Source organism: Micromonospora sp. NBRC 107095 (genome assembly GCF_030269705.1).
Taxonomy (GTDB): domain Bacteria; phylum Actinomycetota; class Actinomycetes; order Mycobacteriales; family Micromonosporaceae; genus Micromonospora; species Micromonospora parva.
This window is the reverse complement of sequence record NZ_BSTU01000007.1, coordinates 393,649-415,835: the sequence shown is the minus strand read 5'-3', so window position 1 is coordinate 415,835 and position 22,187 is coordinate 393,649. Positions and strand designations below refer to the sequence as shown.

Here is a 22,187-nt window from a genome sequence, read left to right as displayed (position 1 = left end):
CCCGGTCTTTCCCGGCCCGACCGGGGGCTGCCACCGCCGTGACGACAACTGCGCGCAACCGCTTGCCGGCCCGCTGACCGCCGCTCGACCATGTGCGGATGCAGTCGGAGCGTCGGGTGATCGTCGGAGTCGACGTGGGCACCACTGCCGCACGGGCGGTCGCGTTCGCGTTGGACGGCACCGCACGACACGTCGCTACCCGGGCGTACCCGATGGTGGAGCCGGTTCCGGGCTGGCGGGTGCAGGAGCCGGACGTGCTCGTGGCGGCCACCCTGGCGGCCACGTCGGCGTGCGTGGCCGGCACCGCCGGGGCGGAGGTGGTCGCCCTCGCGCTGAGTTCCGCCAGGTACGGCCTCATCGGGCTGGACGCGGCGCTGGCGCCGGTGACGCCGCTGCTGACCGGGCGTGACACGAGGTCGGCGGAGGCGGCCCGCGAACTGCTGTCGTCCGGTCAGAGCCGGGAGCTGCACCGGTTGACGGGTACGCCGGTGCACCCGATGAACCCGCTCTGCAAGCTCCTGTGGTTCGCCCGGCACGAACCGTACCTCTGCACCGCGACCCGGTGGTGGGTCGGCCTCAAGGACTATGTGGTCCATCGGCTCACCGGAATGTTGGTGACCGAGTTGTCCTCGGCGTCCGGCACCGGGATGTTCGACGTACACCGTCGGGCGTGGAGTGCCGCCGTCCTCGACCTCGCCGGAGTGTCCGAGAGTCAACTGCCCCCGGTCCTGCCCACCACGGCGGTGCTGCGGCTGTCGCCGACGGCCGGGCGCGCGGTGGGCCTGCCGCCGGGCACACCCGTCGTGGTGGGTGCGGGTGACGGTCCGTTGCGGAGCGTGGGCGCGGCGGCGACCGAGCACACCGTCGGCGGCCTGACGCTCGGGGCCACCGGGGCGCTGCGGACTGTCGTCAGGGCACCTCGCACCGACGCGGCCGAGACCTTCTCCTGTGCGGCGCTGACCGAGGACGCGTGGGTCGTCCGCGGGGCGGTCGGTAACGGCGGCAACGTGGTGCGGTGGGCGGGACGGGTTCTCGGTGACGACCACGCCACCCCCGCACTGCTGGATCTCGCCGCACGGATCGCACCGGGCAGCGACGGGGTCGTGATGCTGCCGTACCTGTGGGCCGACCCGGCCGCGTCGGAGGGCTGCGCGCCGCCCGGCGCGTTCCTGGGGCTGCGCGGCGAGCACTCGCGCGCCCACCTGGTCCGGGCCGCCGTGGAGGGTGTCTGCCTGCAACTCGGCGGTGTCCGTGACCGGCTGGCCGAGCTGACGCCGATCGGCAGCGTACGGCTGACCGGCGGCGCCTTCCGGTCTCCGCTGTGGCGCGAGGTGATGGCGGCGGTACTGGACTGCCCCGTCCACGTGGCGGGCGCGGCCGACCAGGTCACCCTCGGCGCGGCGGCGCTCGGACTCTTCGCGATCGGCCACAGCGCCGATCTCCAGGCGGCGGTCACCCAGCTCGACCCGGGGGCCGGCGGTGACCGCGTCACTGTCGACCCGGCGCTCGCCACGGCCTACCGCGGTCTGCGGACCAGGCTGCCCGCGCTCGTCACGGTCGCGGGTCGCCTGGGCGAGATCCTCGACACCGGCAGCGGGCTCAGTGCTCCGGCTCGTCCTTGACCTGCGCCACGAGCTGGGTCGGGTTCACGTAGCGCAGTGCGACGACGAGCAGGACCAGCATCATCGAGGTGTAGATGACCGCCATGGCGTCGACCGACTGCTGGGCCCTGATCCCGGACGCGGACATCGAGTAGTAGAGCGCCACCACCAGGGTCTGCGAGTCGGGCCCGGCGGTCAGGAAGGTCAGCTCGAACATCCCCACGGTCCGGACCAGCACGAGGATCGCGGAGGCGAGAATGCCCGGCACCAGCAGCGGCGTGAGGACCCGGAGGAACACCGTGCGCAGGCCGGCGCCGCACATCCGCGCGGCGCTCTCGATCCGCGGGTCGATCTGCTCGATGAACGGGGTCATGGTCAGGATGACGAACGGCACCGACGGTACGAGGTTGGCCAGCACCACCCCGGACAGGTGCCCGGCCAGGCCGAACTTGTAGAGGACCGTCGCCAGCGGGATGCCGTACGTGATCGGGGGCATCAGGATGGGCAGCAGGAACACCAGGAAGACCAGCCGCTTGCCCGGGAACGAGCGTCGCGCGAGGGCGTAGGCGGCCGGCACACCGATCAGCAGCGAGAGGCCCACGACGAGGACGGAGACCTCCAGCGTCACGACGATGACCTGGAGCAGCGCAAACTCGTCCCAGGCCCGGACGTACCAGTCGGTGGTGTAGCCGTCCGGGAGCCAGGTGTCGAACCACCGCCTGCCGAACGAGCTGACCAGCACGGACGCCACGACGCCCAGCAGGTTGAGGAAGAAGAAGATGACGACGCCCCACACGATCCAGGCGGCCGGCCGCGCGACGATGCGCCGCCGCCGGTCGGTGGTGGGGGCGGGGGGCCGCGCCGGTGGCGCCTGGGTGGTCGTTGCCATCAGCCCTTGCCTCCGGTGGAGCCGGTGTAGAAGCGGCTGCGGGCGGCCAGCACCACAGCGATGACGACCAACTCGACGAAGCCCATGATCATGGCGATCGCCGACGCGTACGGATAGTCGTACTGCTCGTACGCCGCCTGGTAGGCGGCGAGGGAGATGACCCGGGTCTCACCGGCCGGGTTGCCGACCAGAACCGCCGACGGGAACACGCTGAACGCCAGGACGAACGTCAGGCAGAAGGTCGTGGCGAGACCGGGCATCAGCAACGGCAGGGTGATCCGGGTGAACCGGCGACGCCAGTCCGCGCCCAGCGTCGCGGCGGCCCGTTCCAGGGTCGGGTCGATGCCGGACAGGTACGACAGCACCAGCAGGAACGCGAACGGGAAGCCGGTGATCACCAGCGAGAAGAAGACGCCCCAGTAGTTGTGGGTCAGCCGCACCGGCTCGTCGACGAGGCCGCTGGCCAGCAGGAGACGGTTGAACCAGCCGGTCGGGCCGAGAAAGTTCAACAGCCCCTGGGCGGTGAGCACGGTGCCGAGCGTGATCGGCACGACCAGCAGGGTGGTGACCAACCGCTTGCCCCGGAACCGGCCACGCATCCGGTAGGCGATCGGCACCGCGGCGATGACGTTCAGGAGCGCGGCCGGCAACGCGATCCGCAGGGTGATCCCGATCGTGCCCCGCTCGTAGGAGTCGGAGAAAAACCGGGCGTAGTCGCTGAACGGCCCGCCGGTGGTCGGCTGGAACGAGAGCGTCAGCCCGTAGAAGAACGGGTAGAGGAACAGGGCGATGACGAAGACCAGCGCCGGGACCAGCAACCAGAGCTGACGGTCGACGCCCCGCTCGGCGAGGCGGTGCTGCCAGTGCGTCAGCGGCCGTCCGGGCCCAGCCCGGCTCACCGCGTCGCCCCCGAGCCCTGCGGGACCCGGTCGGTCGGCGCCGCCGCGTCGGCGGGATAGACGAGCAGCCGCTGCGGGTCGACACCGAGCTTCACCTGGTCGCCCGGGGCGATCCGCTGCTCGGTCCGCAGGTGCAGCAGCAGCCCGGTGTCGGTGCGGGCCTCGGCCGCCAACTCGCGGCCCTGATACTCCACCACCTCCACGGTCGCCGACAGGGCGTTGCGGGTCTCGCCGGGCCCGTCGACGCGGATGTCCTCGGGGCGCACCGCGAGCACGGCCTCCGCGTCGGCCTGGACGCCGCCCACCACCTCGCCGAGCAGACGATGCCCGGACGACTCGACGGTGGCCCGCGCGCCGTCCACCCCCTCCACCCGCCCCCGCCACAGGTTGCGGTAACCCATGAAGTCGGCGACGTGCCAGTTCGCCGGCCGGGTGTGCAGCTCGCGCGGCGAGCCGATCTGCTGCACCCGTCCCTCCCGCAGCACCACCAGCCGGTCGGCCAGGGAGAGCGCCTCCTCCTGGTCGTGGGTCACGTAGACGGTGGTGAGCCCCAGCGACTGGTGCAGCCGGCGGATCTCGGTGCGCATCTCCAGGCGCAGCTTCGCGTCGAGGTTGCTCAACGGCTCGTCCATCAGCACCAGGGACGGCTCGAACACGACGGCGCGGGCGATGGCGACGCGCTGCTGCTGTCCACCCGAGAGCTGACCGGGCAGCTTGTCGACGTGGTCCTCCAGCCGCACCAGCCGCACCGCCTCGTCCGTACGCCGGCGCGTCTCGTCCTTGGGCAGCCGCCGCATCCGCAGGCCGAAGGCGATGTTCGCCCGGACGGTCAGGTGCGGAAAGAGGGCGTAGCTCTGGAACACCATGCCGAAGCCGCGCCGCTCCGGCGGCAGTGTGTCGATGCGGCGCTCGTCCTGCCAGATGCTGCCGGCCGTCAACGGCAGCAGCCCGGCCAGGCAGTTCAACGCCGTCGACTTGCCACAGCCGGACGGGCCGAGCAGGGCGATGAACTCCCCCGCCCCGATCGTCAGGTCCAGCTCGGTGAGCGCGGCCTGGCCGCCGAACCGTCGGGACACCCCGTCCAGCCGCAGCTGGGAGAAGGCGCTCATCCCTGCTTGACCTTCCCGCCGCCGATCTCACGGTCCCAGCGGCTGAACGCCGCCACCAGGCTCTTCGCGTCGAGCGGGACCTCGGTCGGGTTTCCGGCGATCAGCGCGTCGTACTCGGGGCGACCGAACTCCCGGATCGCGTCCTGGCTCTTCTGCGGGGCCGAGGAGAGCTGGACCTCCTTGATCGCCGGGCCCGGGTAGAAGTAGCCCTCGTCGTACGCCTTCGCCTGCTGTTCGGGGGTGAGCATGAACGCCAGCAGGGCCAGCACCGCGGCCTGGGTGTCGGTCGACACGCCCTTGGGCAGGACGGCGTAGTGCGCGTCGGTGACCCAGTGGAAGCCGTCGATCGGGGTGATCCTGGCCTCCTTGGGCACGGTGCCGAGCACCCGCGGGTTGATGTCCCAACCGGTCGTGCTGACGATGAGGTGCGCGGTGCCGTTGGCGAGGTTCTTCATCGTCTCGGTGGTGCCGGACGGGTAGTAGTCGACGTACTGGCCCAGCTCCTTGAGGAAGGCCCACGTCTTGTCCCATCCCGCGGTGGGGTCCTTGGGGTTCGCGTCGCCCAGGATGTAGGGCAGTCCCATGAGGAAGGTCCGGCCGGGGCCGGAGTTGGCCGGGCGGGCGTACTGGAATTTCCTGGGGTTGGCCTTGGCCCAGGCGAGCAGCGCGTCCGCGCTGGTGGGTGGCGTCGGAAGGCGGGACGGCAGGTATTCGAGCAGCGGGCCGGACGGGTAGTAGGTGACGGTGACGCCGGCGTTTCCGGCGAGCTGCTGCATCGCGGCGGCCGGTGCCAGGTAGTCGCGCATGCCGCCGAGGCGGTCCTGGAAGGTCGGCAACACGTCGATCCAGAGCCCCTGCTCGATTCCGGCGGCCAGGCCGTCGACGCCGGTCAGCACGAGACCGATGTCCACCCGGTCCGCCCCCTGCTGGGCCTTGATCTTCCCGGCCAGCTCCGGTGCCGGTGCCTTCGAATACGTCACCCGGGAGATGACGTCGGGGTTCTTCGAGACGAACTCGTCGATCATCCCCTGGGTCAACTGGAGGTTGCCCGCCACGTCGAGGACGTTGAGGGTGACGGCCCTGCCGGGCCGCTGTGGCACCTCGCCGGTGGTGTCGCCGGTGGTGTCACCGGGTGCCTCGGGCGCCCCACACCCGACCGCGCCCACCAGCAGCGACGATGCCGTGACCAGGAGAGCGCCGCGCCGCGTCATACCCATGAGCCGTTCCCTCCGCCGGGTGTCATCGGTGCTGATTGATTCAGCCGGCACGCCACGGCGGCAACGGGTTGCCATGTATTGCCTCGCGCGAATGCGATCGGGCGGCCGGATTGTTGCGGGGGCATTGCCGAGTATTCACGGCCGCCATACCATGATCACTGCGCGTAGCCGGGAGGAGCATGCAGATGCCCGACCACACCAGGCCGCCGGAAAAGAGAGTCACGATCTACGACGTCGCCGCCGAGGCGGACGTCTCACCCTCGACGGTGTCCCGGGCGTTCTCCCGACCGAGTCGCGTCAACTCCGAGACCGCCGATCGGATCCGACGGGTCGCCGAGCGGCTGGGCTACCGGACCAACCCCCTCGCCCGCGCCCTCACCACGTCCCGCACGCAGATGATCGCGCTGGTCATCGCCGACATCACCAACCCGGTGTACGCGGAGATCGTGCGCGGCGCGCAGGAGGCGGCGACCGACGGCGAATACACCACTGTGCTGATCGACGCCCAGGAGTCCGACCGGCTGGAACGGGCGGCTGTCGAACGCACCATGTCGACTGTCGACGGCATCGTGCTGGCCAGCAGCCGGATGTCCGACTCGGCCATCCGGATGGTCGCCAAACAACGGCCGGTGGTGGTCCTCAACCGCGCTCTCGCCGACGTGCCGTGCGTCGTCACCGACGACCCCCGTGGGGTACGGCGGGCCGCCGAGCACCTCGGCGAGCTGGGGCACGACCACATCACCTACGTCGCGGGGCCGCAGGCGTCCTGGCCCAACGGCATCCGCTGGCGGTCGCTGCTCGAGGCGGGCATGGAGCTGGAGATCAAGGTCCGTCAGATCGGGCCGTTCAGCCCCACCATGGCCGGCGGTGAGCGGGCCGCACGGGAACTGTGCGCCCGCCCGGCGACGGCGGTCCTCGCCTTCAACGACCAGATGGCCATCGGGATCATCCGTGGCCTCAGCCGGATGGGCGTCAACGTCCCGGGTGACGTCAGCGTTGTGGGCTTCGACAACATCCTCGCCGCAGACATCGTCACGCCCGGGCTCACCACCGTCGCGGCGCCGCTCTACGCGGAGGGCTCCGCCGCGACCCGGCACCTGCTCACGATGATCGCGGGGGCGCCCGGCCATACCGGCCGGCCGATGGTCCTGCCGGTACGCCTCGTGGTCCGCGACTCGACGGCCACCCGCCGGAGCACGGGTCGCGCCCGACCGTGGGTTCAACGGCCCGCACCCGACCCGGCGGCCCACCTGTCCTGAGCGGGTGGCCCGGTCTGTGGTGCAGCGGAACGCCCTCACGCAGTCAGACGTGCCGCCCACATCTCACGGGTCATCTCGTACTCCACCTCGCCGGATTCGCTTCCTGGTATCGGGGCGTCCCAGGAGGGGAAGTACGTGCGCACGTAGCGCATGCCGACGGCCTTCATCACGCCCTGAGACCCGACGTTCACCGTCATGGTCTGCGCAATCACCCTGCTCTGCCCGACCGTGTCGAAGGCATGCCGCAGCAGGGCCTGGGATGCCTCGCTGGCCAGACCTCTCCGCCAGCAGCGGCGAGCGAGCCGGTAGCCCAACTCCGCGACGGTGGGATCGTCGGGCTGGTCGGGGCCGTGTGCCGGCGGAAGCATCATGAGCCCGATGACATCGCCCTGGTCCTCGTGCTCCGGCGCTACCGTGCCACGCGCACCGCCATCGGACCCGAACGCCATCCAGTAACCCAGGCCGTCCACCTTGCCGGCCAGTGCCAACCTCTGCGCGTGCGACGCGGCCACCTCGTCCCTGGTTCGCGCCCGCCCGGTGATGTAGCGAAGCACCTCCGGGTCGGAGTCGAGCTCGACCTCCAGTTCGAAGTGCCGATCGGCGAGGGGAACCATCAGCAGACGGGCGGTGCGCAGAGTCGGTTGGGCCACGCGGCGACAGTGTCACGAGGGAGCCGGCGGCGCTACTCGATTCGGGTGCGGCGGCAAGCACCGGCCGGCACGGCCGGAGGCCGCGCGGGTCGCGGCAAGAAACGACAACTCGTTGCCGAGCTGCGGTCGCACCGCGCAGCATCGACGTTTCACGATCTGTCGAATGTCGTGCGCGCCGGACCGCACGACTTGCCGAGCGGACGAACGAGGAGACGGCGATGATCCGAGGCTCCACACCACGGCTGCGACGGACGGTCATCGTGCTAACAACGGTGCTCGCCACGGTCGCGGCCACCCTGACGGTCGCCACCACACCGGTCGCCGCCGCCCCGTCACCCGACGACTACAGCGGCTCCGACCTGTGGCTGCGGTACGTACCGGTCAGCGACCCGAAGCTGCTACGTGACTACCGCCGCACGGTCACCGGCATCGTGGTCGAGAACGCCGACGCCACGAAGGTCCACCGGCACACGCCGAACCTCGCCATGGCGCCCGGGTCCGGCGAGAAGCTGGTGGAGACCACGCTCGGCGCGGCCCGGGACGAGCTGGTACGCGGGCTTGGCGGGCTGCTCGGCCAACCCACCCCCGTGACGACGGTCGACGGCCACCGCGTACCGGACGGTGCGGTGGTCGTCGGCACACCGGCGAGCTCACCGCTGGTGAGCCGCACCATCGCGACCCGCGACCTGGCCAGGGTGGGCGACGAGGGCTACCTCGTCCGCTCGGTGTCGAGGGGCGGGGCACGGTTCACCGTCGTCGCCGGCAACACCGACCTCGGCGCGCTGTACGGCACCTTCGCCTTCCTCCGGCTCCTCCAGACCCGGAAACCGATCGACCACCTCCGGGTCGCGGAGTCACCGAAGATCAAGCACCGATTGCTGAACAACTGGGAGACCGAGCGTCTCTACGCGGGCAACAACGCCTCCGGGCTGGGCGGGCTGAACGGGGAGAGCGGGGCGATCTTCAACTTCGCCGCGACCGGTGCCAGCGCCGACCGGAACCTGCCCGTCATCCTCGACCGTTACCTCGTCATGGCCCGCGCGCTGGCGTCACTGGGCATCAACGGCATCACCATCAACAACGTCAACGCCGACAACGCGTACCTGACGAGCGCGCGCATCGCGCAGGAGGCGGCCCTCGCCGACGCGCTGCGGCCGTACGGCATCAGGCTGGGCCTGTCGATCCGGTACACCGCGCCCACCGACAGCCGGTTCGCGCCGGACACGCTGACCAACAGCCAGCTCGACCCGTACGGTGCGGATTTCCGGGGCTGGTGGCACCGCCGGGCCCAGCAGATCCAGGCCGCGATCCCGGACTTCATGGGACTCACCGTCAAGGCCAACTCCGAGGGCCAGCCGGGGCCACAGGACTTCGGGTACGACCACGGTGACGGCGCCAACGCCATCGCCGCCGCGGTGGCGCCACTCGGGATGACGGTGCACTGGCGGACGTTCGTCTACAACGCCGACGTCGACAACGACCGGCTCAAGCGGGCCTACCTGGAGTTCGGGCCGATCGACGACGAGGTCCAGCCGGACGGCAGCCGGGGACGCTTCGCCGACAACGTGTTCCTGCAGACCAAGAACGGCCCACTGGACTTCCAGGCCCGCGAGCCCATCCACCCGATGTTCGGCCGGATGGAGAACACCAACCAGGCCCTGGAACTCCAGATCACGCAGGAGTACACCGGCCAGAACTGGATGCTGGCCTACCTCGGCCCGATGTACGAGGAGATCCTCAAGACCGACACGTACGCGACCGACGCGAACGGGAAACTACTCAAGGAGCGGCTGGTCGGCGACATCGTCGACGGGACCGCGCAGCACCACTCGGACACCGCCATCGTCGGTGTCGCGAACCTCGGCAACGCCGACAACCTGACCGGGCACCACTTCGCCCAGGCGAACCTCTTCGCCTTCGGACGTCAGGCCTGGGACTGGACCCTCGACTCGGCGGACATCGCGACCGACTGGACGCGGATGACCTGGAGCAACGACCGGCGTGTCGTCGACACCATCCGGAAGATGATGATGGGGTCGTGGGAGTCGCTGGTCAGCTACCAGACGCCGCTGGGCATCGGCCACCAGTTCGCCGAGGGCGCCCACTACCGTCCCGACCCCGCCGACTGGGCGGGCCGCGACGACTGGAGCCCGATCTACTACAACAAGGCCGACAGCGTCGGTCTGGGCTTCGACCGCTCCCCCACCGGCAGCAACCTGGCCGCCCAGTACTTCCCGCGCCTACAGCAGCGCTACGGCAACATCGACTCGATTCCGGAGAACCTGCTGATGTGGTTCCACCACGTGCCGTGGGGCCATCGGATGGACAGCGGGCGGACGTTCTGGACAGAGCTGGTCTACCGCTACCAGATGGGCGTGCAGTACGTGACCTGGATGCGGGAGACCTGGGACGCGCTCCAACCCGACATCGACGCGCGCCGGTTCGCCGAGGTGCGTGCCAAGCTGGCGGTCCACGAGGCGGACGCCGCCGACTGGCGGGACACCTCGGTGAACTACTGGAAGGAGTTCAGCGGGCGGGACATCCCGGTCGACGACGCGCCACTGTCGGCGACGATCGTCGTGAACGGGAAGACGTTCGGCGGCTTCAACCTCTCGGACGCCTCGTACACGATCCCGCTGCCGGCCGGGTCGTCGCCGACCATCACGAAGGTGCGGACCGCCGACCGCAGGGCCCGTTACGAGATCATCTCCCAGGCGGCCGGCGTACCCGGGCAGGCGGTCGTCAAGGTCACGACCGAGAGTTTCTTCGGCCCTCTCGTGAAGAACTACGTCTTCAACCTGGTGCCCGACACCACGCTGACGGCGCTGCGCGTCGACGGCAGGCGACTGACGTCCTTCGCGCCGACGGTGCTGCGCTACAACGCCCTCACGCCGGCCGGCACCACGACAGTGCCGACGGTCACCGCCACCGCCGCCGACCCCGCCGCCTCGGTCGCGGTGGAGCAGGCGGCCAACGCCACCGGGCAGGCTCGGGTCACCGTCGCGAACGGCGCGGCGTCGTCGGTCTACACGGTGGACCTGAACACCAGCCTCACCGGCAGCGACGAGTTCGAGTCGACCCCGCTCGGCCCGCAGTGGCAGTGGGTCCGGCCGGACGAGAGCAGGCGGCGACTGGCCGACGGGTCCCTGGTCGTCACCGCCCAGCAGGGTGACCTCCAGGGCAACGTCAACACCGCGAGGAACCTGGCCCTCCAGGACGTCGACGGCGACTGGACGGCCGAGTCCCGGGTGGTCTTCTCCCGCCCACTCGCCGGCAACAACGAGCAGGGCGGTGTTCTCGGGTACGCGGACGACAACAACTACGTGAAGCTCGCCTGGGAGATGGGCAACGCGACAGCGGCCATCAACAAGACCCGGATCGTCTTCCTGCGCGAACAGAACGGCACGGCGTCGACGTTGGAGATCACCGGTGCCGACGCCCAGCGCATCGTCGGGGCCGACGGGGCCATCTGGCTCCGCCTGACCAAGGTCGGGGACCGCTACCGCGCCTACTACTCCAGCGACGGGAGCGTCTACCGCTACATCGGCTCGCAGACGCTGAACGCCGAGCCGACGAAGGCCGGGCTGCTGGCCTTCAACCGGGCCGGCACCTCCACCGACCTCGACGTCGCCTTCGACTACTTCCGGATCGAGAGCCACGGGGAACGCGTCCGCTGACCGTGCGCTCCGGCTGGCCCGCCACGCCGATGTGCTGATGGGCGGTATACCGCATCCACCTCGACACCCGAAAGCCGTGACCGGGCCCGTCCCAGCTGGGACGGGCCCGGTCACGCTCCCCCGAGGCTGCTGCCCTTGCCGTCAGCCTCCGATCGCGATGGCGAAGATGTGCATGGTCGGCACGTTCGTCGCGGGCCGGGCGCTGATGTTGGGCAACACGACCGAGGCCACCGCCTTGTTCTGCAACCCGACACCGACGTAGTAGATACACGCGGCGGTGTTCTGGCGAACGTTGTTGGGCCGGTTCTGGTACGCGGACACGATGGCCGCCGTTCCTCCGGAGTGTGGCCCGCCGTACCAGTCGGGCGAGCTGAGCGTGAACGTCTGGCGGGTGCCGTCGGCGTAGACCACAGTGCCGGTGCCGGACACCGCGCCGTACGTGCCGGTGAGCAGGAAGCCCAGCGTGCTGCCGGTGCCGCTGATGCCGATGGTCTGCCCCGAGGCGATGGCGTTGTCGGCGGCTCCGGAGCTGACGTTGGGCCAGCGGAAGGTGACCCCGTTGCGGCTGATCGTGCCTCCCGGGCTGGCGCCGGCCTGCGCCAGTGCCTGCGCGGAGAGCGACGCCCCGCCGCCGTCGAAGTTCCCGACGTTGGTGTTGCTGTCGCTGGTGATGCCGACGTTGCTGAAGCTCTGCTCCAACGTCGGTGTGGTGGCGCCGGAACTGGTGACCCGGTAGGTGCGCCCGGCCTGCACGGTGACCTCGATCAGGTCGGACTCGATCCGGGTGGTGCGGGCCGCCGTACCGTCGGCGGTGTCGACCACGGTGACGGTGCCGGTCAGGATCCGCGAGCGCAGGCGGACGGTGCCGGCCCGGTCCGGTCGGATGAGGATCTCGGTGGCCAGGCCGCTCGCCCAGGTGATGCCGACCGTGTGCCCGCCCCGACCGCGCAGACCGGTCACCCGCCCGCTCGGCCAGGCCGGCGGCAGCGCGGGCAGGATGTGCAGCTCGCCGATGTGGCTCTGCAGCAGCATCTCGGCGATGCCCGCGGTGGCCCCGAAGTTGCCGTCGATCTGGAAGGGCGGGTGCAGGTCGAACATGTTGGGCGCGAGTCGCGCGGTGGTGGCCAGGTAGCGGATCAGGTCGTGGGCCCGCTTGCCCTCCTCCATCCGAGCCCAGAAGTTGATTTTCCAGGCCAGCGACCAGCCCGTGCCGTCGTCGCCACGCAACGCCAGGGTCCGCCGGGCCGCCTCGAACAGCTGCGGGGTGCCGCGCTTGGTGATCTGGTTGCTCGGGGCCAGCCCGTACAGGTGCGAGATGTGCCGGTGGTTGGGCTCGGTCTCCACCCAGTCGTAGAGCCACTCCATGATGTTGCCCCGCGAGCCGACCTTCATCGGGGGGAGCCGGTCCCGGGTGGCACGAACCTGGGCGCGGAACGTGCTGTCCACGTTGAGAATCTCGCTCGCCCGTGCGACGCCGTCGAACAGGTCCCGCAGGATCTGGTTGTCCATGGTGGGGCCGGCGCACACGCTGGCGTTCGAGTGGTGGCTCAGCTCCGGCGAGTTCGACGGGTTGGTCACCAGGTAGCCGAGGGTCGGCTCGGTGACCAGGGTGTTGAGGAAGAACTGTGCCGCGCCCTTCATGGCCGGGTAGTTCGTCCGCAGGAACTCGATGTCGCCGTTGAACAGGTAGTGGTCCCAGATCAACGTGGACAGCCAGGCCCCACCGGTCTGCCACATGCCCCAGAACGCGCCGTCCACCACGGCGGTGGCCCGCCAGGCGTCGGTGTTGTGGTGGGTGACCCAGCCGCTGGCGGCGCCGTACTGCACCTGGGCGGTCCGCGCTCCGGCGACCGCAAGATCTCTGACCATGTCGAAGACCGGGTTGTGACACTCGGCCAGGTTGGTGGTGTTGGCCGGCCAGTAGTTCATCGGCAGGTTGGCGTTGATGGTGTATTTCGAGTCCCATGCCGGAGCCAGCGAGTCGTTCCAGATGCCCTGGAGGTTCGCCGGCTGGGTGCCGGGCCGCGACGACGAGATCAGCAGGTACCGGCCGTACTGGAACAGCAGTGTGGAGAACTGCGGGTCGTTGACGCTGTTGTGCTGGGCGATCCGGACATCCGTCGTCTGGTCGGCAGCGGACGTGCGACCCAGATCCAGGGTGACCCGGCCGAACAGCGCCTGGTAGTCGGCCACGTGCCGGCTGCGCAACTGGTCGTAGCTGCTGGCCCGTGCGGCGGTGAGGCGCTGCCGGGCGATGCCCTGGTAGTCGCCGCCGACATTGCGGTAGTTGACGTAGCTGGAGCCGATGGAGATCAGCAGGACCACGCTGTTGGCGTTGGTCACCCGCAGGGTGCCGCCGGAGCTGGACACGCTGCCGCCGCTGACCGTCGCGTTGGCCAAGGCGAGGAAACGCACCTGGCCGGTGACGCCCTCCATGTTCCCGGAGATGCCGTCCAGGCCGATCGTGCTGCCGTCCGGGCTGGACACGGTGGTGCGCTGCGGGCTGTCGAACGTGCCGGTGAAGCTGATCGAGCCGGAACGGTCGGCGGTCAGTCGCATCGCGATGACCTGGTCCGGCGCGCTGGCGAAGACCTCCCGCTGGAACCGAACACCGTTGAGCACGTACGACGTCGTGACGGTGGCGGTGGTGAGGTCGAGCGTCCGGTCGTACTGGGATGCTCCGCTGGCGGATCCGAAGGCGAGCCGGAGGTTGCCGACGGTCTGGTAGGCCAGCTGGCCGCCGGGGTTGCCCATCATGGTCTGGTTGATCAGATCCTGGGCCTGGGTCCACTGGTTGGCGTTGACCAGCCGCCGGATCTCCGGCAACGCCGCCGCGCCCCGGGTGTTGCTGGGGTCGTGCGGGCCGCCGGCCCAGACGGTGTCCTCATTGAGCTGAAGGCGCTCGGTGTCGACGTTGCCGAAGACCATGGCGCCGAGTCGGCCGTTGCCGATCGGCAGGGCCCGCAGCCAGTCGGTGCCGGCCCCCTCGTCGTACCAGAGTGCGAGGTCACCGGCGGCCAGCACCTGGGGCGGCGCCACCGAGTCCGCACGTGCCACGGCGGTCCAGGGCACCGGCAGGAGAGCACCACCCGCGCCGGCTGCGCCGATCTTGAGGGCTTGCCGTCGGGTCAGGTCTGACATCGATCCTCCAAACGGTGACCAGTCCGGCCACCCCGAAGCGTGACAACTGTGGGACTCGACATGGGGATCCGCTTGGTGGGGCCAACCGGGACCCTGCCTGAGCAGGCCGACGCCCGGCAGTGACTCGCCAGACATCTGATGTGTTTCGGGAAGGTTACTCCGGGGCCACAGAATAGGCAACGGTCGATCAATGGGTGGACGTCACGCCCCTGTGCCCGGTCAGCAAGATGCGCGGGCGGGTGAGCAGCGAGGGAGCGAGACGGCAGCGCCGGGCGATGGGCCACGATGGCCCCGCCGACGACCCACCCGGAAGGACATACATCAGATGTACGGCGATCCGGCTGCGCCATGGGCCGAGCACCGGCACCGCGCCGACAACGCCCAGCGCTCTCGCCTCCACAATCGGGTTGTTCTCCGCCGGATCACGGGTGACCATGGGCGGCATGGCGGGAGGACGGCGGTGAGATCGCCCCTTCAAGGCGGACTACCGCCGGGCGGCGCGGTGGTGGTCGGGGCCGTCGTGCGGATCGCCTGCGACGAGTCGGGCTTCTCGGGCACGAACCTGCTGCACTCGACCGCCCCGGTGATCACGCACGCGAGCGTCGACCTGGCCGCCGACGAGGCGGTCGCGATCATCACCGCCCTACGGTCCGGGTTCCGGTTCGCGCCGCACGAACTCAAGTCCGGCCGGTTCCTGCGCGGCTCCGGTGCGCAGGAGGCACTGGAGTGGTTCCTGGCGGCGCTGGCCGGCCGCGCGCACGTCCACCTCATCGACAAGGAGTTCTTCCTCGTCACCCGCATCGTGGAGTTCCTGCTGACCGAGCCGTCGTACGCGGCGGGCACCCACCTGGCTCGCGAGCACCATCCGGCCGCTCTCGCCCTGCACGAGGCCGGGCGCTCGACCGGAAGCGACTGGAGTGCCTTCCTGTCGGCGTTCGTCGATCTGGTCCGGATGAAGCGGCGGCTTCCGGTCGACCAGACGGTGCGGCGGTTCTTCCAGGCCCGGGACGCGCTGCGACGACACGACCTCGGCGCGGTGGCCGACGCCGTCCTCGCCGGGCTCCGCCCGAACCAGGTGCGGGCCGTGGTGGCCAGGCTCGACGCCGACGACCGCACGGTTCCTCCCCCGCTGGAACCGTTGCTGCCGGCGCTGGCCGAAACGGTCCTGTCCTGGAGCGGCGGCCAGCGGCAGGTGCTGGTGACCCACGACGAGCAGAGTGCCCTGACGGCAGACCGGCTGACCCGCCTTCAGCGGGTGTTGGCCGCCAACGGCGACGCGTCGGCGGCCGGCGGCAGCCGGGCTGCCGGGTTACCGCCCGGGGTGTCACCCCTGGCGGGGCTGGTGATGGTCGATTCCCGCGATGATCCGCGCGTCCAGGTCGCGGATCTCCTCGCGGGGGTGGCCCGGCGGATGCCCGGCATCATCGGCGACGCGCTCCGTCAGCCGCCGCCATTTACCCCTGGCCGGTCGTAGTCTCATCGGATGCAGGACATCCAGACACACACCCTGGACATTCCCGGCGTCGACCTGGTCTACGACGTCCGCGGCCCGCTACCTCCCACCGGCGCCCATCGTGCGCTGCTCCTGATCGGCCAGCCGATGACGGCGGAGGGCTTCACCGCCCTCGCCCCGCACTTCACGGACCGCACGGTCCTCACCTACGACCCGCGTGGCCTGGGCCGCAGCGTCCGCACTGACGGTCGGTCCGACCACACACCGCAGCAGCAGGCGGCAGACCTGCACGCGCTCGTCGAGGCGCTCGACGTCGGTCCGGTCGACCTGTTCGCCAGCAGCGGCGGCGCGGTGACCGCCCTCGAACTGGTCGCCACCCATCCCGGCGACGTCGCCACCCTGGTGGCGCACGAACCGCCGATCAACGCCGTGCTCCCCGACGCCACGGCCGCCGAGCGCGCCCGGGCCGGCTTCTACGAGGCGTACCAGGCGAAGGGCTCGGGCGCGGGGATGGCCGCGTTCATCGCGATGACCTCCTGGCAGGGCGAGTTCACCGACGCCTACTTCGCCCAGCCCACCCCCGACCCGGCGATGTTCGGCATGTCCGCCGACGACGACGGCAGCCGCGACGATCCGCTGCTGTCGCAAAACTCGTGGGCGATCACCGACTACCGCCCCGACGCGGAGGTGCTCACCGCCGCGCCCACCCGGATCGTGGTCGCGGTCGGCGAGGAGTCGGCCGGGACGTACACCGCCCGCACCGCCATGGGCCTCGCGGCGCTGCTCGGCCAGGAGGCCGTGGTGTTCCCGAGTCACCACGGCGGGTTCCTCGGCGGCGAGTTCGGCTACGCGGGCAAGCCCGAGGAGTTCGCCACGCGGCTACGGGAGGTGCTGGACGCGGGCTGACACCGGCCACCTGATGTTCTGACCTCGTGTCGGTGGCCGGAGCAGCCGTATGGTGGACGCAGAGACGACGATCCACCGTCTTCGATGGGACACCACCTGCGGCGGTCGAGGAGAACATCATGATCGGTGTGGTGAGCGTCGCGGCCGTCGTGGGCGTCCTGCTCGTCGGCCTCGTGGTCCTGCTCCGCAGACCGGCCGACACCCGGTCGGTGCTCCGCTGGGCAGCCCTGGCGATCACCGTGCTGGTGGCCGCCGCGTTGACCCCGTTCACAGTGGACGACTCGGGCGCCGCGGCCGGTTATCTGCTCGGCGTCCCCGTCGTCGCGGCGGTGCTTCCCGCTTTCGCGCAGCGGTTCGGTCGGCTGACAGTGGCCGCCGACCTGGTGGCCGCGCTCGTCATCACCGGCTGGGGGCTGCTGCTCGGACTGGGCATCGGTGGCGCGTTCCTCCCAGCGGTGGCGCTCCTGCTCGCCAGCGCCGTGGGCGCCAGGGCACCGCGACCGTCCACCACCGCCTGAGCCGGTGAGCCTCAACCGTCCGGGGTGAACAGCCCCTGGACGCCGACGACGATCGCGATGAGGCCGAAGATCGCGAGCAACAGCCGGACTCCGGTGGCACCGTCCGACTGCCCGTCGCGCGGCGTCGGCCGCCCGGTCAGCCGGCTCCACAGCAGGGCGAGCCCCACCCCGATGCCCACCACCTCGAAGTGGAACACCCGTGGCCCGGACACCAGGTGGACGATGAGGTAGTAGCCGCCGGTCACCAACGCCGTGATCAGCCGGGTGGGAGCGTACCCACGGGCGCGGTCGGTTGAAACGACCCGGATGGCACGCTCCCCGGCAGTCCCCCACCGTGACGGTGAACGGGGCCGCTCGATCCGTCAACGTCCGCAGCGCCACACCAGCGGCCGGTACGCCTGGTTCTCGTAGACGGCCCCGACCACCGTCAGACCGTCGTCGCTGATCCCCTCCGCCGTGTACGTGCCCGGCTCGGTGGCGCGGACCTCGGGTCGGCCCGGCAGCCGGCGGGAGGTGCCGTCCGGGGCGACGATCAGCGGCGCACCGTCGCCGACCAGCACCTCACCCTCGCCGGAGATGCCGCTCGCCCCGGGGAAGGGCAACAGGCCCACCGCCCCGGTGGCGAGGTTCCACCGCACCGGCAGCATCTGCACGGCGTCGCCGTTGCTGCCGCCGGGAACCATTCCGACCGCCCACTCACCCTGCGCCGATTCGACCGACGCCCGTGGGTAGCCCTCGGGCACTGTCAGCGCCGCCCCGACGCCCTGCGGCGTCCACCGGTAGGGCTGTTGGTCCATCTCGCCGACGATCGTGCCGTCGTCGGTGATCCCGGTCGCGGTCGACCCCCGCTGGCCGATCAGCCGGTACGTCTGCGGCTGCGCCGTCGACCACCGCACGGCCTGGTGCGAGTCGTCCGACCTGCGGGCCGTCCCGACGATGTCACCCCGGGCGTTGACCGCGTGCACGAGCACCGCGTCGTAGCCGGGCGGCGTGGCCAGGGGACGCAGCTTCCCGTCCCGGTACACCCAACCGGTGCCGTCGCCGTCGGTGCCCACCACATGGCCGCTGGCGTTGACCGCTGCCGCGTGCCGCGCGGTCTTCGGCAGGACGACCGGCCTGCCGTCCGTCCACAGCACGACCCGCCCGTCCTCCTGCCCGGTGCCGATGTCGCCGACGACGTACCGCCCGGTGGGGTCGACCCCGACGGCCACCGCGACCGGACCGTCGATCGGCTGCGACAACCACGACGCCTGGCAGGTGACTGGCGGGCGGGGAGCGGCCGACCCGGTCGCGGCCGGCGACACCGCGAGCGCCGGCGTGGTCGGCGCCGGCGAACTGGCGGTCCCACCGACCTGAACGGCACCCACGACGCCGACCCCGGCCAGCACCGTCAGGGCCGCGACTCCGGCGACGCGGCGACGCTGGCGGCGTCGCCGGCCGTCGCGGACCGCCCGGCTCACGTCGACCCGCGGCTCGGGAACCGACACCGACCGCAGCAGCGCGGCGATCCGCTGATCGTCCACGGTGGTCATCTCGGACTCCTCACTGACATCTCGGCGACGTCGAGCACCTGGCGAACAGCCGCCAGAGCCCGGGCCGTCTGCGCTTTCACGTTGCCTTCGGAGCAGCCCATCGCGGCGGCCGTGGCGGCCAGCGACAGGTCGCACAGGAACCGCAGGACCAGCACGGTGCGCTGGCCGCGCGGGAGACGGGCGAGCGCCGCGAGCAGGCTGTCCCGCTCGGCCAGGTCGTCGTGGGGGGTCGCCGGCGAGCGCTCCGGCACCGGCGCGGACCCCAACAACCGGACCTTCGCCCAGCTCAGGCGCTTTTCATCGACGAGCTTGTGCACCAGCATCCGATGGACGTACGCGTCGACGTTGTCGGCCCGGCTGACCCGGCGCCAGTTCACGTAGAGCGCCGTGATCGTCTGCTGCACCACGTCGTCGGCCAGATGGGCGTCACCGCACATCAGGAACGCGGTCCGATGCAGGCTCGGCAGTCGCGCGGAGACGTACTCCACGAACTCACCCTCGGCATCCACCATCAAGGCTCCCTCCTCCGCAAGCTCGACGGGGCCGGACGCCCATCAGGTTGCGTCCCCCGCGAACGAAGGTCGGAAGGCGGACCCATTCGGCCGGGCCGGGGGGTGTCCCGGCCCGGCCTAACGCGGGTTCACGGGGCACACCGTGGAGCGCAACCTACCCGCATACGTGTCGGCCTCAGCCGACGACTTCGGCCATCCGGCGTACCGCCTCGGTGATGAGCTCCGGCGCGGTGGCCAGGTTCAGTCGGACGTGCCCACCACCGCCGGTGCCGAACGCCAACCCGGAGTTGAGCGCCACCCGGGCACTGTCGAGGAACACAGTGGCCGGGTCGTCGCCGAGGCCCAGCGCCCGGCAGTCGAGCCAGGCCAGGTAGGTGCCCTGACCGGGTTGGTAGCCGACGGTCGGCAGGTGCTCGGCGAGCAGTTCGCCAAGCAGCCGACGGTTGTCGTCCAGGCCGGCCAGCAGGGCATCGAGCCATTCGCCGCCGTCGCGGAAGGCCGCGGTGTGGGCGATCACCCCGAGGTGGCTGGTGCCGACGCTGACCTCGTAGGGGACGCGGGCGATGTCTGTGGCCGCGGCGGGGCCGGCGATCAGGAGCCCGCCGCGCAGCCCGGCCAGGTTCCACCCCTTGGAGGCGGACATCAGAGACAGGCCGTTCTCCGCGCCGGGCACCGAGAGGTACGGCACGAACCGCGCTCCCCCGGCCACCACCGGGGCGTGGATCTCGTCGGCGACCACCCGCACCCCGTGCCGCTCGGCGAGATCGGCGACGGCGGTCAGTTCGGCCGCGCTGTGCACGACGCCGGTCGGGTTGTGCGGGCTGCACAGCAGGTACGCCGCCGGCCGTCCACCGGTGCGGGCTCGCCGGAACGCCTCCTCCAACGCGTCGAGGTCGATGCGCAGGGTCTCGCCGAGCGGCGCCTCCACGACGCGGCGGCCGGCGTGGGCCACGAACTCGTAGAACGGCGGGTAGACCGGGCAGTTGACGACCACCGCGTCCCCCGGTTCGGTGACCAGGCGCAGCGCCTCGACGACGCCGTGCATCACGTCGGGCACCAGTGCGGTGCGCTCCACGGCCAGCCCGTCCCAACCCCACCGCCGCCGAGCGAACTCCGCCAACGCCTGTGGGTACGCCGTGCCGGCGGTGTAGCCGGTGTCGCCGCGCGCGACGGCGTCGGTGATCGCCAGTGCGACAGGCTCGGCCAGGGGCACGTCCATCTCCGCCACCCACAGCGGCAGCACGTCGTCGGGGTGCTCCCGCCACTTGAGGCTGGTCCGCTGCCGGAGCTGGTCGATCGTGAGCTGGCGCAGCGGATTGACAGCGGTTCGGGCACCACTGAGCGGGCCGGTCATGACCCAACCCTATTGCGCCACGGTCCGCACCGATGTCCCGGGCCACCGCCGCTCGCTCCACTGCGCTCCGATCGGAACTATTCCACGGCCCTCTTTTCCCATTGACCAGCGTCTTTGTCGACAGGTCGGATCCGCTTCGAAATAAATGCCAGCAAGACCGCTGCGGACCGCTGGTTCATGACTTAGGCTCCCGAATACTCACGTCGACGGCCCGCCCTCACGCCGTGCCAGCCCCCGACCTTGCACGCCGGCCATCGCCACCCTCGACGCCGATTGGAGTGTTCGATGACCTGGCGTCCCACCCTTGCCGCGCTGGCCGGACTGTGCCTCGCGGTCACCATCACCACAATGCCCGCCGGTGCCGCCGCCGACGCCGTCCAGACCAGCGCGCACGCCGCGCTCGCCGGTCCGCCCGGTGCACCGCCCGGGGCCTGCCCGACCGGCGTCAGTGACGGCCCGCCGCTGCCGGCCGGCACCGTGACGGCCCCGCGAATCCGGGGCGGTTTCACCTTCCTCGAAGGGCCGGTCTGGGTCGCCGACGGTGGCTACCTGCTGATGTCCGACATGACCGCCGGCACCGGGCCGTACAACGTCCAGCCGTCGACCATCCGCCGGTTCACCCCGCCGGCGACGTTCGACACGTTCATCGCCAACGCCGGCAGCAACGGGCTGGCGCTCACCCCCGACGCCCAGCAGCTCGTCGCGGCCACCCACGACCAGCGCAGCGTCTCCGCGTACCGGTTGAGCGACCGGACCCGCGGCACCGTCGCGGCCAACTACCAGGGCCGGGCGTTCAACTCGCCGAACGACGTCGCAGTCCGGTCGGACGGCGTCGTCTACTTCACCGACCCGAACTTCCAGCGCGGCAACCGCCCCGATCAGATGAGCGGGCGCACCAGCGTCTTCCGCGTGTCCGGCGGACAGGTGTCGCTGGTGGACGACACGTTGCGCCAACCCAACGGGATCTCGCTGTCGCCGGACGGGAGCGCACTGTACGTGGGCGCGTACGCCGAGAACAAGATCTACAAGTACGTCGTCCAGCCCGACGGCAGCGTCGGCGCCCGCAGCGTCTTCGTGAACTACATCGGCGGTCCGGACGGCGGCACCATCGACTGCGCCGGCAACGTCTACTGGACCTCGGGTCGGGACTCGCTGGTCCACGTCTACTCCCCGGCCGGCACCCCGCTCGGCACGATCCGGCCCGGCAACACCGGCACGACAAACGTCGCGTTCGGCGGCCCCGACCGGCAGACCCTCTTCATCACCTCGGGCCCGTGGGGCGACTCCGGGCTGTACAGCGTGCGCCTCAACATTCCCGGATATCCGTACTGAGCGTCGCTGGCGGGTTCACCGTCGAGTGCCGGGCGGCCGGACAACACCGCCGACGCCGGCCGCCCGTACACTCGACTGATGGCGAACCGCCGGTGGCACAGTGGTCGGTAGTGCGACGGGGGCGTGGGCCGCCGGCAC

Annotated in this window: 17 protein-coding genes; 7 read left to right on the top strand and 10 right to left on the bottom strand. The window is 70.9% G+C overall.

Features of this window, described 5'->3' with window-relative positions:
• Nucleotides 1–98: 98 nt before the first annotated feature.
• On the top strand, nucleotides 99–1,622 hold the full coding sequence (locus tag QSK15_RS30230; RefSeq protein WP_285797444.1) for a gluconokinase: 1,524 nt from the start codon (nucleotides 99–101) through the stop codon (nucleotides 1,620–1,622).
• On the opposite strand, the gene QSK15_RS30225 is transcribed toward QSK15_RS30230, so the two are convergent.
• Genes QSK15_RS30225 through QSK15_RS30210 form a run of 4 tightly spaced genes read right to left on the bottom strand, consistent with a single transcriptional unit; the run spans nucleotide 1,600 to nucleotide 5,715 of the window.
• On the bottom strand, nucleotides 1,600–2,490 hold the full coding sequence (locus tag QSK15_RS30225) for an ABC transporter permease (RefSeq protein WP_285797443.1): 891 nt from the start codon (nucleotides 2,488–2,490) through the stop codon (nucleotides 1,600–1,602). The two genes, QSK15_RS30230 and QSK15_RS30225, sit on opposite strands and share 23 nt — an antisense overlap.
• On the bottom strand, nucleotides 2,490–3,389 hold the full coding sequence (locus tag QSK15_RS30220) for an ABC transporter permease (RefSeq protein WP_285797442.1): 900 nt from the start codon (nucleotides 3,387–3,389) through the stop codon (nucleotides 2,490–2,492). Before QSK15_RS30220 ends, QSK15_RS30225 begins: the two co-directional genes overlap by 1 nt.
• Nucleotides 3,386–4,498, bottom strand: coding sequence for an ABC transporter ATP-binding protein (locus QSK15_RS30215; RefSeq protein ID WP_285797441.1), 1,113 nt, complete (start codon nucleotides 4,496–4,498; stop codon nucleotides 3,386–3,388). The genes QSK15_RS30220 and QSK15_RS30215 overlap by 4 nt, the downstream gene beginning before the upstream one ends.
• Nucleotides 4,495–5,715 carry an ABC transporter substrate-binding protein gene (locus QSK15_RS30210; protein ID WP_285797440.1) on the bottom strand — a complete coding sequence of 407 codons (1,221 nt, stop codon included), beginning with the start codon at nucleotides 5,713–5,715 and terminating at the stop codon, nucleotides 4,495–4,497. Before QSK15_RS30210 ends, QSK15_RS30215 begins: the two co-directional genes overlap by 4 nt.
• A 185-nt stretch (nucleotides 5,716–5,900) precedes the next feature.
• On the opposite strand from QSK15_RS30210, the gene QSK15_RS30205 reads away from it, so the two are divergent.
• Complete coding sequence (locus tag QSK15_RS30205; protein ID WP_285797439.1) at nucleotides 5,901–6,974, top strand: LacI family DNA-binding transcriptional regulator; 1,074 nt, start codon at nucleotides 5,901–5,903, stop codon at nucleotides 6,972–6,974.
• Nucleotides 6,975–7,009: 35 nt separating this feature from the next.
• On the opposite strand, the gene QSK15_RS30200 is transcribed toward QSK15_RS30205, so the two are convergent.
• Nucleotides 7,010–7,624 (bottom strand): GNAT family N-acetyltransferase, encoded by a 615-nt coding sequence (locus tag QSK15_RS30200; RefSeq protein WP_285797438.1) that lies wholly within the window; start codon nucleotides 7,622–7,624, stop codon nucleotides 7,010–7,012.
• A 218-nt stretch (nucleotides 7,625–7,842) separates the two neighbouring features.
• Between QSK15_RS30200 and QSK15_RS30195 the strand changes: the two genes are divergently transcribed.
• Entirely contained in the window at nucleotides 7,843–11,301 is a 3,459-nt protein-coding gene (locus tag QSK15_RS30195) for an alpha-glucuronidase family glycosyl hydrolase (RefSeq protein WP_285797437.1), read from the top strand.
• Nucleotides 11,302–11,442: 141 nt separating this feature from the next.
• Here the strand turns inward: QSK15_RS30195 and QSK15_RS30190 are convergent, their stop codons facing one another.
• On the bottom strand, nucleotides 11,443–14,442 hold the full coding sequence (locus tag QSK15_RS30190; RefSeq protein WP_285797436.1) for a glycoside hydrolase family 95 protein: 3,000 nt from the start codon (nucleotides 14,440–14,442) through the stop codon (nucleotides 11,443–11,445).
• A gap of 460 nt (nucleotides 14,443–14,902) precedes the next feature.
• Between QSK15_RS30190 and QSK15_RS30185 the strand changes: the two genes are divergently transcribed.
• From QSK15_RS30185 to QSK15_RS30175, 3 genes are all read left to right on the top strand, one after another.
• Nucleotides 14,903–15,916 carry a hypothetical protein gene (locus QSK15_RS30185; protein WP_285797435.1) on the top strand — a complete coding sequence of 338 codons (1,014 nt, stop codon included), beginning with the start codon at nucleotides 14,903–14,905 and terminating at the stop codon, nucleotides 15,914–15,916.
• Between the two features lie 9 nt (nucleotides 15,917–15,925).
• Nucleotides 15,926–16,801: an alpha/beta fold hydrolase gene (locus QSK15_RS30180; RefSeq protein WP_285797434.1), complete on the top strand. Its 876-nt coding sequence runs from the start codon at nucleotides 15,926–15,928 to the stop codon at nucleotides 16,799–16,801.
• Nucleotides 16,802–16,920: 119 nt separating this feature from the next.
• Entirely contained in the window at nucleotides 16,921–17,319 is a 399-nt protein-coding gene (locus QSK15_RS30175) for a hypothetical protein (protein ID WP_285797433.1), read from the top strand.
• An 11-nt stretch (nucleotides 17,320–17,330) separates the two neighbouring features.
• On the opposite strand, the gene QSK15_RS30170 is transcribed toward QSK15_RS30175, so the two are convergent.
• The 4 genes from QSK15_RS30170 to QSK15_RS30155 form a co-directional block, all read right to left on the bottom strand.
• The gene (locus tag QSK15_RS30170) at nucleotides 17,331–17,564 is read right to left on the bottom strand and encodes a hypothetical protein (RefSeq protein WP_285797432.1); all 234 of its coding nucleotides are present in this window, start codon (nucleotides 17,562–17,564) and stop codon (nucleotides 17,331–17,333) included.
• A gap of 117 nt (nucleotides 17,565–17,681) precedes the next feature.
• Nucleotides 17,682–18,851, bottom strand: coding sequence for a hypothetical protein (locus QSK15_RS30165; RefSeq protein ID WP_285797431.1), 1,170 nt, complete (start codon nucleotides 18,849–18,851; stop codon nucleotides 17,682–17,684).
• Nucleotides 18,848–19,363 (bottom strand): SigE family RNA polymerase sigma factor, encoded by a 516-nt coding sequence (locus tag QSK15_RS30160; protein ID WP_352232237.1) that lies wholly within the window; start codon nucleotides 19,361–19,363, stop codon nucleotides 18,848–18,850. The genes QSK15_RS30165 and QSK15_RS30160 overlap by 4 nt, the downstream gene beginning before the upstream one ends.
• 175 nt (nucleotides 19,364–19,538) lie before the next feature.
• Nucleotides 19,539–20,717 (bottom strand): MalY/PatB family protein, encoded by a 1,179-nt coding sequence (locus QSK15_RS30155; RefSeq protein ID WP_285797429.1) that lies wholly within the window; start codon nucleotides 20,715–20,717, stop codon nucleotides 19,539–19,541.
• A 285-nt stretch (nucleotides 20,718–21,002) separates the two neighbouring features.
• Here QSK15_RS30155 and QSK15_RS30150 point away from each other — a divergent pair, with 285 nt between their 5' ends.
• Nucleotides 21,003–22,049: an SMP-30/gluconolactonase/LRE family protein gene (locus QSK15_RS30150; protein ID WP_285797428.1), complete on the top strand. Its 1,047-nt coding sequence runs from the start codon at nucleotides 21,003–21,005 to the stop codon at nucleotides 22,047–22,049.
• Nucleotides 22,050–22,187: the final 138 nt, after the last annotated feature.